This is a genomic window from Lewinella sp., assembly GCF_050633125.1.
Classification (GTDB): domain Bacteria; phylum Bacteroidota; class Bacteroidia; order Chitinophagales; family Saprospiraceae; genus Lewinella.
Window position 1 is genome coordinate 24,357 of record NZ_JBOEFX010000048.1, and the last position, 15,206, is coordinate 39,562.

General features: G+C 44.1%; 15 protein-coding genes. 9 read left to right on the forward strand and 6 right to left on the reverse strand.

Annotated elements, in window-relative coordinates; genetic code table 11:
• Window positions 1-13 precede the first annotated feature (13 nt).
• On the reverse strand, window positions 14-1,135 hold the full coding sequence (locus tag ACRBG0_RS11370; RefSeq protein ID WP_431487008.1) for a polysaccharide deacetylase family protein: 1,122 nt from the start codon (window positions 1,133-1,135) through the stop codon (window positions 14-16).
• 346 nt (window positions 1,136-1,481) lie between these two features.
• Between ACRBG0_RS11370 and ACRBG0_RS11375 the strand changes: the two genes are divergently transcribed.
• The 6 genes from ACRBG0_RS11375 to ACRBG0_RS11400 all read left to right on the forward strand — a co-directional run bounded on the left by ACRBG0_RS11375 (window position 1,482) and on the right by ACRBG0_RS11400 (window position 5,728).
• The gene (locus tag ACRBG0_RS11375; protein WP_431487009.1) at window positions 1,482-1,778 is read left to right on the forward strand and encodes a hypothetical protein; all 297 of its coding nucleotides are present in this window, start codon (window positions 1,482-1,484) and stop codon (window positions 1,776-1,778) included.
• 15 nt (window positions 1,779-1,793) lie between these two features.
• Complete coding sequence (locus tag ACRBG0_RS11380) at window positions 1,794-2,609, forward strand: hypothetical protein (RefSeq protein WP_431487010.1); 816 nt, start codon at window positions 1,794-1,796, stop codon at window positions 2,607-2,609.
• The gene (locus ACRBG0_RS11385; protein WP_431487011.1) at window positions 2,606-3,103 is read left to right on the forward strand and encodes a Rab family GTPase; all 498 of its coding nucleotides are present in this window, start codon (window positions 2,606-2,608) and stop codon (window positions 3,101-3,103) included. The genes ACRBG0_RS11380 and ACRBG0_RS11385 overlap by 4 nt, the downstream gene beginning before the upstream one ends.
• Window positions 3,104-3,214: 111 nt before the next feature.
• On the forward strand, window positions 3,215-4,033 hold the full coding sequence (locus ACRBG0_RS11390; protein ID WP_431487012.1) for a hypothetical protein: 819 nt from the start codon (window positions 3,215-3,217) through the stop codon (window positions 4,031-4,033).
• Between the two features lie 171 nt (window positions 4,034-4,204).
• Window positions 4,205-5,092 (forward strand): lipoyl synthase, encoded by an 888-nt coding sequence (gene lipA / locus ACRBG0_RS11395; protein ID WP_431487013.1) that lies wholly within the window; start codon window positions 4,205-4,207, stop codon window positions 5,090-5,092.
• A gap of 12 nt (window positions 5,093-5,104) precedes the next feature.
• The gene (locus ACRBG0_RS11400) at window positions 5,105-5,728 is read left to right on the forward strand and encodes a hypothetical protein (RefSeq protein WP_431487014.1); all 624 of its coding nucleotides are present in this window, start codon (window positions 5,105-5,107) and stop codon (window positions 5,726-5,728) included.
• 6 nt (window positions 5,729-5,734) lie between these two features.
• On the opposite strand, the gene ACRBG0_RS11405 is transcribed toward ACRBG0_RS11400, so the two are convergent.
• Both ACRBG0_RS11405 and ACRBG0_RS11410 read right to left on the reverse strand, forming a co-directional pair.
• Window positions 5,735-7,033 carry a DUF5103 domain-containing protein gene (locus ACRBG0_RS11405; protein WP_431487015.1) on the reverse strand — a complete coding sequence of 433 codons (1,299 nt, stop codon included), beginning with the start codon at window positions 7,031-7,033 and terminating at the stop codon, window positions 5,735-5,737.
• A 35-nt stretch (window positions 7,034-7,068) separates the two neighbouring features.
• Window positions 7,069-7,686: a DNA-3-methyladenine glycosylase gene (locus tag ACRBG0_RS11410; protein ID WP_431487016.1), complete on the reverse strand. Its 618-nt coding sequence runs from the start codon at window positions 7,684-7,686 to the stop codon at window positions 7,069-7,071.
• An 84-nt stretch (window positions 7,687-7,770) separates the two neighbouring features.
• On the opposite strand from ACRBG0_RS11410, the gene ACRBG0_RS11415 reads away from it, so the two are divergent.
• Window positions 7,771-8,364 carry a GIN domain-containing protein gene (locus ACRBG0_RS11415; protein ID WP_431487017.1) on the forward strand — a complete coding sequence of 198 codons (594 nt, stop codon included), beginning with the start codon at window positions 7,771-7,773 and terminating at the stop codon, window positions 8,362-8,364.
• 65 nt (window positions 8,365-8,429) lie between these two features.
• Here the strand turns inward: ACRBG0_RS11415 and guaB are convergent, their stop codons facing one another.
• Together guaB and ACRBG0_RS11425 are read right to left on the reverse strand one after the other, a co-directional pair.
• The gene (gene guaB / locus ACRBG0_RS11420) at window positions 8,430-9,908 is read right to left on the reverse strand and encodes an IMP dehydrogenase (protein ID WP_431487018.1); all 1,479 of its coding nucleotides are present in this window, start codon (window positions 9,906-9,908) and stop codon (window positions 8,430-8,432) included.
• Window positions 9,909-10,104: 196 nt separating this feature from the next.
• On the reverse strand, window positions 10,105-11,127 hold the full coding sequence (locus tag ACRBG0_RS11425; RefSeq protein WP_431487019.1) for a hypothetical protein: 1,023 nt from the start codon (window positions 11,125-11,127) through the stop codon (window positions 10,105-10,107).
• 606 nt (window positions 11,128-11,733) lie between these two features.
• Between ACRBG0_RS11425 and ACRBG0_RS11430 the strand changes: the two genes are divergently transcribed.
• Together ACRBG0_RS11430 and ACRBG0_RS11435 are read left to right on the forward strand one after the other, a co-directional pair.
• Complete coding sequence (locus ACRBG0_RS11430; protein ID WP_431487020.1) at window positions 11,734-12,849, forward strand: sensor histidine kinase; 1,116 nt, start codon at window positions 11,734-11,736, stop codon at window positions 12,847-12,849.
• The gene (locus ACRBG0_RS11435) at window positions 12,846-13,610 is read left to right on the forward strand and encodes a LytR/AlgR family response regulator transcription factor (RefSeq protein WP_431487021.1); all 765 of its coding nucleotides are present in this window, start codon (window positions 12,846-12,848) and stop codon (window positions 13,608-13,610) included. Before ACRBG0_RS11430 ends, ACRBG0_RS11435 begins: the two co-directional genes overlap by 4 nt.
• A 67-nt stretch (window positions 13,611-13,677) precedes the next feature.
• On the opposite strand, the gene ACRBG0_RS11440 is transcribed toward ACRBG0_RS11435, so the two are convergent.
• Window positions 13,678-15,195, reverse strand: a complete 1,518-nt coding sequence (locus tag ACRBG0_RS11440) for a T9SS type A sorting domain-containing protein (protein ID WP_431487022.1) — start codon at window positions 15,193-15,195, stop codon at window positions 13,678-13,680.
• Between the last annotated feature and the right edge of the window lie 11 nt (window positions 15,196-15,206).

Below are 15,206 nucleotides of genomic sequence, written 5' to 3' on the forward strand. Positions count from 1 at the left end.
TCTTTTCCTCCCATCATTTTTGTAACCCTTCATAAACCTCCCACCAGCCATCCCATCCGTGAAGACTAGAAAAACTACTATTATGCCAAAGCGTACAAAACTGTAATCCTTCTTTTTGGCAATACTCCTGCATGTCTTTCAACGCCTCGACAGCTTCTTCGGCGGAATACCCCAAATATTGTTTAAGTGTTACATCCATTACACCAAAAGGATGTACCAAAAGCTCTGTCATTTTATCCTCCTTCAAGTCATACCAGAAGAAAGGCTCCGTCGTTCCTGCTCGATAACCTGGCTGCGCGGCAAAGCCCATAGAATAATCATGGCGTATTCCAGCAGCCAATAATGCCCGGTAAGTATCCGGTAGGCGTAACCGCAAAAAATGCTGCCGACTATGGGTAATTCCCGAGTTGATTATCGTTTCTAAACGCTTTTTGTCACGCTCAATAACGCTGGCAGTTTGCCAACTGTAATACGAAGGATGAATACCCGAATCACTCCATTCACTCACCTCTCGGATCAGTTTTTGGTAAGCCTCTAGCTTCCAAGACGGATTGATATCTTCACGCGTGCTATTGGCCAACAACCAAAAAACACGAGGGCGGGTACCGGTATCATTATGTAATTTTTGCAAACGCGGAAAGGTAAAAAAAGGGTCAGCCTTACCTTGCTGTTGAACCTGCCATCGTGCACCTACTTGTGGCCAGTCTCTTTTAAGTAAATCCAAGCCTACTCTACCCCAGCCTCGCAATCCACGATGAAGATAAGCCCAGGGCAAGTCAATATCATAAGTTGGCACAAAGACATACCCGGGAGGTTTCGGCTGCCAACGAGGATATTTTTGCAAAAATGCAGCTCTCAAAAGCTTGCTCCATTCCCATAAAACAGGATACCCAAGACAATTATTACGCGCCGCCCAAGAAGCTCTAGCAGGAAAACGACCATGTATATCTGATTCAAAATGGAGATACTCTTCATACCTGCTCAACAGGAAAAAACTTGCAGAAAACACGTCAAAAGGAAGGTCATACCCCGGGCCAGAAGCAAAAATAGCAGGCTGATCACCAACGAGAAAAGAAGTAACAACCTGTTCTTCAACCCCTTGCTCATAAAGTAAGCCATGAGGCTTAATATGCACTTCCTTGCTACAAATCTTTGTACCTGAATAGTTGCAACGGATCCCAATAAAAGACTGATAATCAACCTCCTTATGTGTCACATACACCTTAACCCCCAACAGCTGAGTAAAAATATAATCCACAATATAAGTAAGCCTTGTACTAGGCCTCTCACAATAGAAAATTGCCTCCATAACCTCAATTTTAAGCATTTACCCCCCAAAAGCGAAGCCATTAGATTTAATTTTATAAAAATTGTTTACTTTAGAGCCTGTCGGAATATTTAGACTTTGCTTCCACAAAGAAGACTATCAAAAAATGCTGTTATTTCGACAAGCCCTTAGTTTCTGTAAAAACACACCGTGTATGGCAACATCAAAACCTACCTCCCTCACTGAGTTGATGACCATCAGAGATATTCTGATGGGCGAAATCATTAGTGAATACAATGAACGTTTCGAAATAGTAGAAGCTGAACTCAAGGCGCAAAAAGCATCCTTGGAAGCCAAAGAAGCAGCGCTTGATGAACGCATCAAAGCGCTAGACGAGTTGCTACAGCAAAAAAGCACTCACCTCGCCACTCATTTCGAAAACAAAATGAACGACGATCGTAAGTCGTTGAGCGCACTGTTCCTTTCTTTGGGGCAGGAACTCAAGCGCTAATCAGCAAGCAGGATTATGGGCACAGCAGGATCAACACAGGATAAAATTCTCTTGGAACGTCTTCGGGATGCACTCCTCAGCAAAGACCGCCAATCGGTAGCTGAGGTAAAGCATATCGTAGAAAGCAAAGAAGAATTGTCCAAGCGGATCAATCCCATTATTGCTGCTCACATGAAGGAGTTGGAAGAAAACTTCCCTGATCCATACGTCGAAGTTGTTCAAAAAATTGTCGATCAGAGGATGCGGCAAAAGCAAGATGAGCTTATCAATATCTTGTACCCGCGCCTAGGCTTACTCATTAGAAAATACATCAATAACGAATTTCGCTTAATGCGCGAACGTCTTGATCAAATACTCCGAGAGTCTTCCTCTTATTTGCGCTTTTGGGAACGCAAAACAGCAGAGGAAATCATTATTGACCTTCGTCCGTCTATTGTAGAAGAAGTCTATATCATCAGTCACGAGTCTGGCCTACTATTAGGCAGTGCATCCTCCACAGAAACGGCAGATAAAGACATGATTGCTGGGATGCTAACAGCGATCAAAGCTTTTGTGGAAGATGCATTCAAGCGAACAGACGAAGAACTCCGAGGCATCCAGTATGGTAATTATGAAATAATGGTTCATAACTTTTTTAATTACTACATTGCACTAGCTATCGCTGGTACGATTAGCGAACAAGAACGTAATGAATTGGCAGAAAAAATATTAGCGTTTGCTGCACGTGAACTTAATCATGACTTGCAACAACCAGAACCTGCTTTTTATGCTCATATGCAAAAAGAACTAGATGCTTATTTTATTAAACCCTACAAAGCCTTGCCGCAATGATCAGTAAAAAGGTAGTCATTACCGGGCATTTTGGGGTTGGAAAAACCTCTCTCTTTAATCGTTTTATTACCAATACTTTTAATGAAAAGTACCTCACTACCATTGGTGTTCGCGTAGATAAAAAAAGTGTCATTGTTAACGGAGAGGAAATATCCCTGATAATATGGGACTTGGCAGGAGAAGTTTCCCAAGAGAAGGTTCCTCGCTCCTATTTTTTGGGAGCCAGTGCCATTATTTATGTTTTTGACCTTAGTCGGCCCGCTACATTTAGTCGCTTAGAAGATGATCTGGTCTACATTAACTCCGTATTGCCTAATGTTTTAATCAGAAAGGTAGGCAACAAGAAGGACCTGGTTTCAGATCAGACCCTAAAAGATATCCGTGCACAAACCCAACCTCACTTTTTCACCAGTGCTCGTACCGGCGAAAATGTGGAAGAACTCTTCGAAGGTATTGCTCGTGTATTACTGAAACCATTCAGCAATCCGGAATAAAAGCGTCCATTTACCGTCATTTATTACAGGTTCTACACTGATCGGAGAACAATTATCCAACAAGACTCATTAATTTATAGTAAATTACATGGATAACAGCTCTTGGTCATTATGAAATATTTCTTCTCCTTACTATTTAGTTTAAGTGTCTGCTATGCTATTGCTCAGCAATCATTACCTGCTGGACAGAACTACTATAATGATACCAATGTTGGAATCGTCTATAATAAGGAGTTGAGCTTTGACTTCCGGTTACTTACCCCTCGCTCTTTTGCATTTGGTGTTAATATCGGCGAACTCAAGAGCTACGACCGGACTCGTTTTTATAATTTCGAATTTGGAGACATCCGTCATCCTCAAGAATACCGCCAAAGTTTTGACTTCCAGTTTGGGCCTTCTAACCGCGTTTCCCGTGCATTCATTTATGGTAAGCAAAATAGCGCTTTCGTCTTACGAGCAGGTATTGGCGAGAAACGTTATTTTTCGGAGAAAGCCAAAACCCGTGGTTTAGCCATTGGTATGAGTTATCAGCTGGGTGCTAATATTGGCCTGGTCAAGCCTTATTACCTAGAGGTACTTCGCTCGCGTGACCCTGGCTCTGGTTCTACGCAGTTTTATGTTAGTGAAGAGCGCTACAGTGATGCCAATGAAAACATCTTCCTTGACCTCAGTCGCATTATCGGCGCAGCTTCCTTTTCTAAGGGACTGAATGAATTAGCCATTATGCCCGGTTTCCACGCTAAAGCAGCAGCACATTTTGACTGGGGCGCATTTGATGAACTCGTAAAAGCTTTCGAAGCAGGTATACAGGTCGATGTTTATTTCAAAGACCTCCCAATTATGATCGAAAGCCCAGAAGTACCCCATCTGCAAAACAGCCCTATTTTTCTTAATCTTTATTTGAACTTGCAACTCGGCAAGCGTTGGTAATGGCTAGCCCCCTGTTTGACGCTCTATTCTCTAGTAAACTAAGCGCCAGTGGAGTATAAGTATCGCTAAACTTTTTGCCTACTCCCGCGTATTTACAAAGACAAGTAAGAGCTTTTTGGCAATTCTTGCCTAACTTTGCAGTGCGATAAACGCCGACAAATACAATCATTCATGCTGGAATTACCAATAGTAGAATCCAAGGAAGCCCGCCGCAAAAAGCCGGATTGGCTGCGAGTCAAACTACCTATCGGACCTAAATATAAAAAGGTACGCTCACTGGTTGATGAGTATCAGTTGCATACTATCTGCCAGAGTGGAAGCTGCCCCAACATGGGAGAATGCTGGGGTGCTGGTACTGCTACATTTATGATTCTAGGCAACACCTGTACACGTTCCTGTAGCTTTTGTGCCGTCAAAACTGGTCGGCCACCTGAGTATGATGAAGATGAACCAAGACGCGTGGCAGAAGCCATTGACCTGATGGGCGTAAAACACGCCGTCATCACTTCCGTCAACCGCGATGAACGAAAGGATCGGGGAGCAGAAATTTGGTACCAAACTGTTGTCCAGGTTAAAGATCGCACCCCTCACGTCACTATCGAAACCCTCATCCCCGATGTACGGGCTACCTGGGACGCCCTCGAACGTATGATCGAAGGAGGACAAGAGGTCGTATCACATAACATGGAAACCGTTGAAGAGCTTTACCGCAAAGTACGCCCACAAGGTAAGTACGCCCGTAGCTTGGAGCAGATCAAACGCACCAAAGACTTTGGCAAACGTACCAAAAGCGGTATCATGGTAGGCCTCGGCGAAACCAAAGAACAAGTCCTGAGGATAATGGACGACCTCGTGGCCCACGGCTGTGATGTACTCACCATTGGCCAGTACTTGCAACCTACCAAAATGCACCTGGAAGTAGCAGAGTATGTTCACCCTGATGTTTTCAAAATGTACGAAGAAGTAGGCCTCGAAAAAGGTTTCGACATGGTTGAGAGTGGCCCACTTGTACGGTCAAGCTACCACGCTGAAAAACATGTTTTTGCTAGCAATAAATAGCACTTGTTGCTAATGAAAAATCTCTTTTCTTATACAATATTCCTCCTGTTGTTCACCCAGTGCGGAACTACACGGCAGGTGGAAACGCCTCCTGTTTCTCCAGAAGTGAGTATGTATTTTTCTTATGCTGACCTCGTTCATAACGAGCCTCAACTGTATTTCAGCCTCACGAATCACCTTTCCGATACCATTGTGATCCTTCGCCCTCTACCCGCCAAGGATACCAATCGCTTTGTACCCTCTTCGGTTCCTCCAGATTTTTTCCGACTTTCCCTTTTCCCTGAAACAGCCCTTTGTTTATACCCTCCATTTAACAGCGGCACTACCGCTGTTAAAACACCTGACGATTTCCTGCTCCTTGCCCCTAATGAGCAACGAACCATCAGGGTTGATCCTAATCACTACTTTCAGGGCGTTTGCGATGAAAACATTGCTAATGTTCGAGGAGTACTAAAATACGAGTACAACCCTCGTTATGTAGAAGATCCTGATTTCTTCAATGCTAGGATCAAAAACAAAGGTCGCCTAGACGAAGCTGCTAGCCAGCGTTTGCTAGACCTCCTGGCTCGTAGTTACCGTAAGGATATAACAACGGATACCTTTACCATCAACTGGGAAGCCTTACGAAATTGGTAAGCAATCTTAATTTGTCTGCTGAGAATTGATTTGTAAAAAGCCAACAACCTGATCGTAGCGAGTACCAAAAGGACGGTAATAAACCAATACGTGGTAATCGTTTTCGGTATCAGCATGGCTACCTTCCGTTTCTATGATTGACGGCACCAGCGGTTGCTTGGGATCAGAGTTCGAAGGAGCTGTAGCTAAATAGTAATTATAATAGCCCTGCTTAAACGGGAAGCGACCAACATAAGCTGAGATAGCCGGATTGTAGCGAAACCGGTATTCTTCTTTAAGCTGCCATTCCGTGACCGCACCAAAAAGGTAGACATGATCGTTGAAAAGCGGCTCATCAGCCTTGAATGTAATTAGCGTATAAACATATTCACTCTGTAAATCGGCAATAGCCATATCCTGGTTTTCGATCAAAAACCGGCCATTAAAATCAATAAAGGATAAATGGGGCGCTTTGGACCTATTGATAACAGGCAGGAGTTCAGCCTCCATTTGATTATCGGTATTCACATCGAGATATTCAATATCCCGATGAGGAATTCGCAAGCTTCGTAAGTCAATAAGCCTAAATTCACTGCCACCGGGGAAAACTATCTCGCCTTGATAATCAAAAATCGCCTGATCTGCAGAAAGAAATTTGGGCTTAACACCAGTAATAGCATTATCCCAACGTTGATTCTGGAGTACCGAAGCACTCATTTCAGCCATAGCATTACGAACACTCAGACGTTGAAAATTAACAACAAAATCGACCTCTTGGTGAGTGTGAATTTTACTAACGTCCATAGGGCGAACAAACTCAGCACTGATGCCCACCTGGCGGTCTGCGACCACAAAACGACGGCTTATTACAGCCCGCTTTTCATCTTCATCTTCAAACACAACAAGGAGGTAATTACCCGATTTGGTCACCGACATATTCCGGTTAGGAAACGTGAGCGAGTAATTAATATAGTTTTGTAATGTGCGAGAAGAGAAATTAAAAGAAGGAATATTCTCTTCCTCAAAACCATCAATATACTCTAATGGTGCCAGCCCGGAAGGCTGCCAGTCACGGTCACAATGGATAACCGTATAGGTATAGTTGCGTACATCAGATTCCATATCATCGAAACTAAGGGAAAGTGTTTCATCACCATCCAGTGTAATCACAGGAAATAGATGAGGATAACCCGTAGGACCAAAAACAATGGTCTGTAAATGATCTACATAAGTCTGATTAGAATATTGATATTCAATATCTTGAGCAGTCAAAGTAGCGCTACTCAGGGCTAAAAAAAGGAAGGAGTAAAAGACGTATTTGTACATGTGTAAGTTTTCTCGGCCCCTTTCAGAGGCATAATTCAGGACTTTTTCTTGCGGGTTTTGCTTACCCAAGAGCAATCACGCTGGTAAAATCGCCAAGGCCAATCTACGCATTCTTCCGCATAATCAATCCCTACCCGAGGGCCGGCAATAATCTCGGAAGGAGGAAGCACTGGAGCATCAGCAATCCGAATGATCCCTCCACGCTTGGTCAAGGAGATCGCATCATAGGCTTTCTCAATCCCCAAAGCCTTTGACATAACGCCCGGGCCAGCGCTTAATTGTGGCTTAAGTTTCTCTAGCCCTCGTCGCCGGAGCATGATTTCCTGTCCAGCTAGAGGTTCTACCGCCCGGATCAATACCGCATGAGCTGCCCCCTCTGGTCCTGTGACCACATTAAACAGATGATGGATGCCGTAACAAAGATAGATATAAGCTACCCCACCGGGGAGAAACATCGTTTTCGTGCGCTTGGTCTTACGATTGAGGTAAGCGTGGCAGGCTTTGTCTTCAGGAGCTTTATAAGCTTCCGTCTCTACAATCCGTGCACTGGTAAGTAAACCGTTAAATTCCGTGATGATTACCTTACCAACAAGCTCCTTTGCAATTTGCACCGTATCTTCACGACGGTAAAAGTCAGCAGAAAGAATAGTCATATGCATTTTGGTTTTGCAACTAATAATTTTAGCTACTGTCTTTTTGCTTGATCTTCTTACAAAACTAATTAATACCCAAGGAATATGAAAATTTGGCTCTTAAACACATTCATGCTGCTCTCCGTTGCCCTTATGGCTCAAAGCAAAATGAATAATTTCACCGAAATTGAAATTGACGGCCCTGTAATTATTGAGCTGGTCGCTGGCGAACAACCTGGCGTAACCATCCTTAAAGGAGAAAACCAGGTAAACTGGGAAGTAAATGGTGAGGCGCTCGTAATCATGGCACGTTACCGCAAAAACCAAGACACTCCCGAAGTAAGGGTAACCGTAACACAACTGGAAGCACTTGAAACCACAGGTTCTGTTATCATTAACGGTCAAGGCGTTTTTGCAACCCGAAACCTAGACCTCACGATCAGTTCACAATCAATCGTCGCGTTAGAAGTAGATGTAGAGGACCTAGATGCAGAAGTAGAAAGTCAGAGTATCTTAACGCTGAGTGGCAATGCCGATGATTTTGATTTATCGCTCGACACACAGTCCATTGTTAATGCGGAAGACTTGAAGTCTGGCGTGATCAACGTTCAAGCCAACCATCAGTCAGTGGCTACGATCAACACCAATGGAGCAAAACTGACCAAACAGGTGAGTAATCAGAGTTTGGTTGTAGAGTAAGAACTTATTCGAAAAATAAGCTACTGGCTGCTAGTTTTATTTTTAGCAGCCAGTAGTACTTAGAATTACCTTCTAGAATAATTAGGTGATTCTTTTGTGATCGTGATATTGTGCGGATGACTTTCTGTCATACCTGCATTAGAAATCCTCACAAAACGTGCTTCCTGCAAGACATCAATCGTAGGTGCACCACAGTACCCCATACCGGCACGTAACCCACCAAGGTACTGATTTACAACTTCTGCAAGCGTTCCTTTATAAGGAACTCTCCCTTCAATACCTTCAGGAACCAGCTTCTTGATATCGTCTTCAACGTCTTGAAAATAGCGATCCTTAGACCCTTTTTTCATCGCACCTAAAGAACCCATTCCTCTGTATACCTTGAACTTACGACCATCATAAAGGATGGTTTCTCCCGGTGCTTCCTCTACCCCTGCAAACAAACTACCAGCCATAATGGTATTGGCCCCAGCAGCAAGTGCTTTGACAATGTCACCAGAGTAACGAATACCTCCGTCACCAACGATAGGAACACCCCGCCCTTTCAATGCAAGAGCTGCCTGACGAATAGCCGTCAACTGAGGCACCCCCACACCAGCTACAATCCGAGTAGTACAAATAGAACCAGGACCTACACCTACTTTTACGCCATCAGCACCAGCATCAGCTAATGCCAAGGCTGCTGCTCCAGTAGCAACATTACCACCAATCACCTGAAGGTCAGGGTAAGTGCTCTTTACATGGCGAACTGCATCCAATACACCTTTGGAGTGGCCGTGAGCCGTATCCAAGCAAATAACATCCACATTTACCTTAACAAGAGCTTCTACCCGATCCATCATGTCGTGCGTAACACCTACCGCCGCACCAACGACCAAGCGGCCAAGTGCATCCTTACAGGCATTTGGAAAATCCTGCACCTTCATAATGTCCTTGTAGGTAATAAGCCCCACAAGGCGATCATTTTCGACCACCGGTAACTTTTCAATCTTATGCTTTTGGAGAATCTCACGGGCCTGATCTAGCGTGGTTCCTACTGGGGCAAGAATCAAATTCTTAGACGTCATTAAAGACTCTACTGAACTTGCCATATTTTCTTCAAACCGTAGGTCACGGTTGGTAAGAATACCTACTAGTCGCTGATTGTCATCTACAATAGGAATTCCACCAATTTTAAACCGGCGCATCAACGCTTGAGCATCCCCTACCGTAGCAGAAGCACTAAGTGTAACCGGGTCAACGATCATACCACTCTCACTACGTTTTACACTACGTACCATTTCAGCTTGCTCCTCAATCGTCATGTTTTTATGGATAATACCAATACCCCCCATCCGCGCAAGGGCGATGGCAAGTTTGTTATCGGTAACGGTATCCATAGCAGCTGATAATATCGGCGCATTTAGCCGCAACGAGCGTGTAAGCTGGGTAGAAATGTCAACTTCGCGAGGTAGAATTTCGCTGTAAGCAGGGACGAGCAGGACGTCGTCGAAGGTGAGCCCTTCACCTATAAATTTGTCGGACTGAGCTTGTATTGTTTCCATGCGCAAAGATAGAACAACCCTTGGAATGGTACAAGTAGGAATCGTTTTTTTTGTAGAATCCGGTTTTTTTAGCACCACCGCGATCCTTGTCTCATGCTACTTTCCCCAGTGCCCAATCATAAAAATGTAGAAAAGGTAGAAGATACAATGCCCTTCTACCCTTTCTCTTAGTCAATTATCATTATATCGAAATGCATTACACTCCTGCCATAAAACTACCGTCTTGCAGGCTGTCGTAAAAATCACCAAGATATTTGGTGACTTGCCGCTTGCTGGATTTGCTCAAATGGGGGTAGTTTTCTACCAACTGCATTACCGCTGTTTCTTTGGACAAGAACTGCTGAACAGTCGTATCAAGCGTATTGCTACTCGCAGCAAACTCCCATATCCACATTCTTTGTTTTATATGGCTTTGATCAAGATTGGGGTTAGGTATAGCATATTCAGCATCTACCAAACCAGAAAAGTCAAAATCGTAAGGAACAATCTTAAACTGCCCACCAGCTTGCTGCTGAACATGCTTTACGTTGCGAGGAATTTTTACGTTATAATCCGCGTTACCTATCATGTACTGAAACAAAGCCACCTGCTCAAGGTTACCAGGCACGTACTTCTCTTGAGATAAGTTGAAACATTCATCACATTCTTCACCTCCCAAGGCCTGCGCCATTTCGTCAGTATCTTCTATCAGAATACCAAAGCGTTCTACAGATTCGCCAGTCTTCGCATTACGGTAAGTTACTTGAACAAGCTGGGTACGAAAGCCTTCGCCAGTAATCAGACGGTACATATCATAAGCCAATTGCTCACGTAAGACGTTGTCGGCATTATCAAAGTCATCAGAACAGTGCGTTACTAATTTAAACTTGTTGTGGCGCTGTAAGCCAGCTGCTTCCAACATGTCTTTTGATAACTTCAACTTAAGAGGAGGAAATTCACATACCCGACGACGGTAGCGGCCGCGAACTTTAACCTTAGCATCCCAATTTTCGCCTTGATGAGAAAACGTAGCCGGGAAGTAATCTTCCGAACGCTTCATATCCGAAAGCCCATCGATATCGAAAGTTAAAGTAAAACGAGTAATGTCGTTAGGAGTAGCCAAACGGTCAAAAAAACTTTGTTGACCTTTGGCAGTAGCAGTTGTTTCGGGTGCAGCAGACATAAACAGTCCACCTAACAGTACAAGCAGTACTGCTGGATACAGGAATCGGGCTTTCATAATTTCAGTCGGGTTAAGAAGTGCTTTTAACACTTCCTGGTTATAATCGGGTTCAAACAATAGACGAGGTCATTCCCTCATTGGTTGCAACAAAGATGCATGTAATTGCCCCTTACCCCCAATAATTTTACCTGAACTGCTCAAAATATGCGACGAATACCCCCAAATTAGGAGTGAACGGAATTGCCTTTCGATGAACGACCCTTTTTCTCGGATGAAGCTCAGAGAACTTTATATGCTGTCGGCAATAAGCACAAAAAAAGCAAGCGACACGTATTATGAGATACGGTCGCTTGCCTGGTTTTACTAAAAGTTGGCTAAAAACCAAGGGGATAAAACAAAGCATCCTTCCCCCAAAAACAGTCTTAAATAAATTTGTCAGGTGATTTCCGGCTTTTGCCACTTGTCATATACATTCAGAATACACTTGATTTGTCACCAAACATAAAACTTTTGCTCAAACGGCAGGATATGATGCTGTGAATAAGGAAGTGCTTGCAGTCAAATGAAGTCGGAGCGCAGTGATAAAATAGCTCACCTTTACTAATTCCCGTAATTTTGGGGTAATTTGTAAGAAACCGTTCATAATTAAGTGCAATAATCATTTTGGGCAAAACACCAAAACATCAACCAGCTGAAGCTTGGTCGGGCAAACCCCTCCTCATTGGTATAGGTATTATGTATGCCTTTATCCAATTGACAACACTTACCCGCGTTTATGCGCTCAATTATCTGGATAATTTAAACAGTCCAAGTAGCGAAATAATCCGTGATCGCCTCATAGCTACCATTGTAGGGCTCACCTTTATCTACCTCATTGTTACCATCTCACGTTATTTCCTAAGAAGGAACTGGCCAGGATTCCGCATCATCGTGGCACACATGCTGATGGTCGTGCCCATTACTTTTTGCTGGTATTTTGTTTTTGGACGAGTAGCCCTTTGGTTTTGTCAAGTATTTCAGGATTGTGAACAAAACGTGGATGATCTGGTCTACGGCTACCTTCTCAATGCCAATACCCTTACAATGGTGTACCTACTAGCTGTAGCAGTGACCTACACCTATTATTATGTACGCAGGGATAACGAAAACCAGTTGCAGCAATCCAAAATGGAAACCAAAGTACTGCAAGCCCGCATGAAAATGCTGCGTTCCCAGTTGCACCCCCACTTTCTTTTCAATACCCTCAATAGCGTAAACAGCCTAATGGATATTGATGTAAAAAAAGCGCAAGTGATGATTGTCGATTTGGCTGATTTGTTACGAAAAGTATTAGACTGGAAAGACACCCAAAAAGTGACCCTCAAAGATGAATTGTCTTTACTACAGCGCTATGTAGACATTGAAAAAATGCGATTCAGCGAAGACCTTAGTGTAGATTGGGAGATTGACGAAACGGTAACCGATGTGAAAGTGCCAGGGTTGTTATTACAGCCATTGGTAGAAAACGCTATTCATCACGGATTTTCTTCAGATCACCTGGAGTTACAAATAAAAATTGCAGCATCCCGCGAAAACGGCCACTTGGTATTAAGGGTTAGCGATGACGGACAAGGTTTTTTGGAAGAAGAAAAAGAGGCCATTTTCGAACAGGGAACAGGTTTGCAGAATACCCGCGAACGCCTGCGTACCATGTACGACAAAGATTTTCGCTTCGATGTATACAATACCCATCCCGGCGTAATCAGTGAAGTGGCAATACCAATAAGAAAAAAAGAATGACACGAACATTAATCATTGATGACGAAGCACTAGCCCGCCAACGGGTACGCAAGCTATTGGAAACACGTAGTGATGTTGAAATCATGCAAGAGTGCCGCAACGGTAAAGAAGCTATCCAGGCTATTACGGAACACCAGCCAGACCTCATCTTCCTGGATATCCAGATGAAGGACATGACGGGCTTTGACGTGCTCCAATCCCTACCCGAAAACAGCTGGCCATTGACCATCTTCGTAACCGCCTACGACAAATACGCTATTCAGGCCTTCGATATATTCGCTTTTGATTATTTGCTCAAGCCTTTTAAGAATGAGCGTTTCTATCTTTCTCTTGATAAAGCGATTCAACAATTGCAGCAGGAAGAGGAGCAAGAACAACGGGTAGATCAGTTGAAAGAACTGGTTAATTATCTCCAAAAACAACAGGAAAAGCCCGAACCCCTGGCGCTGAAACAAGGCAGCAAAATCAGCTTGGTACAATTGGAGGATATCCGCTACATCGAAGCTTCTGGCTATTATATAGAGGTGTACACCAGTGAGAGTAAGCGCCTACTGCTGCGGGAGTCCATGACCAATATGCTGGAACAATTGGGCAAAACCAATTTTATTCGCATCCACCGGTCTACCATTATTAACACCGATTTTCTTTCCGAAATTCAGCACACCGGTGCCGGGGATGTGGTCACAAAGATGAAAGATGGAAAGACTTTTCGCGTCAGTAAGTCGTACAAAGAGGCGTTGTTCAAGCATTTGAAGATATAGGGAGATGGAAAGAATTTCCAGTTAAATAGGCAGTACAAGTAAGTCTTGTTCAAGCGATATGTAGATATTAAAACGATTTCACCACCCGCCGCATTCCCCACAGCCGCCCTTGGCGAATCCGCACGTAGTACACCCCGGTGGGCTGCCGCCGCAGATCTAGCTGGGCCTGCGTGTCAGTAGAGTTACCCCTGCCGAGTTGACGCCCCTGCCCGTCGTACAGCTCCCAAGTGAAAGGCTGTAGGCTGTGCAGTTGTACAAAGTCAGCGGTGGGGTTAGGGAATACCTGAATACCTTCTAGCATGGGTGCAAGGTTGACACCATCTACCAGCGGATTACAGCCGGGTTCAATACAGCCGTTTTTATCTACCTTAATGAGCCAGCCGATGGAAAATGCTGGTGCTGGCCACGTTTTATCCACCCTCCCGCAAGTGATGATACTGCCACTTGGCAATACTACTACACCGGATAAGTACGGCGTAGAAGCAGTTTCTAACGGATTGAAAAGCGTATCGGTACGGCTCCACAAGCTATCACCCTCGGCACTTACCTTCGCTATGATCGATGTACGGTAGCGGCCACTATCGTCATCTATCACGTATTGGCCTACGGCCACCCAGTTTTCTTCTGACGTAGAGGCGAGGTTGGCAAAGTAGTTCCGGTTAGAAGTAGGTTCGCCGAAAGAGGTGGCCCAAAGGACATTGAAATTGGTATCTCTTTTTACGATTTCGGGTTGATAAGCCAAGCGATCTTCTTCGAGTATCGTTACATCAGCACCGGTATTGATCCAATTCCCATCACTGGCAGGATAAAGCTCTCTTAATATTGCTAAAGTGCCATTAAAATACTCCAGTTCTCCTTCCCATTCCCAAATGATTTGTCCCATCGTATCTATTTTGATGGCTTTGGTTTTAGACCACAAATCCGCATAGTTATTCACTTGTAAACTACTGATAAACGTGGAGCCCGTTATTAAGTATTCATTGTCGTTTATCCTATTGATCCCCGCCAGACGATCCCAAACATCGGATTCCCCATAATTAATCTCCCACAGCTTATTACCTTCGGGATCCGTACGCATGATAAACGTATCCCAAAGCCCATCATCAGCCTGCTGCTTACCCCCCGTACTAAGGTAGCCATTGTTAGTTTCGATGATGTTCCAATGGCGCTTTGCTAAAGTTGTGGTGTCGGGATATTCTCTGACAAATTGTACTTCTCCGTTTACGTTTAGCTTGAATAAAGAGGGAATCTGCTGCTCAAAAACAAGGCCAGTAATGGCGTAGCCACCGTCACTGGTAAAAATGATCTTGTACCCTTGCTCAAAAGCGTAGCTACGTCCGTTTTCATCATAATGAACGGTTTCGGATAGTATGTTGCCCAATGTATCCAGCTTGGCAAAATAGAGACCCCACTGCGTAGCATTCGCCGCTTTCGCCGTTCCGTACAAGATCAAGGTATCCTCCTTTAGCAGCATATTGTCAAAACTGATGCCTCCGCCCTCAAATTCGTAGGTTTGGATGAAACCCGTTTGGGCGTAAGCAAAAACAGCTGCTATCAACAATGTGACTATTAAAGTAAAGCGCATAACCGGATAGG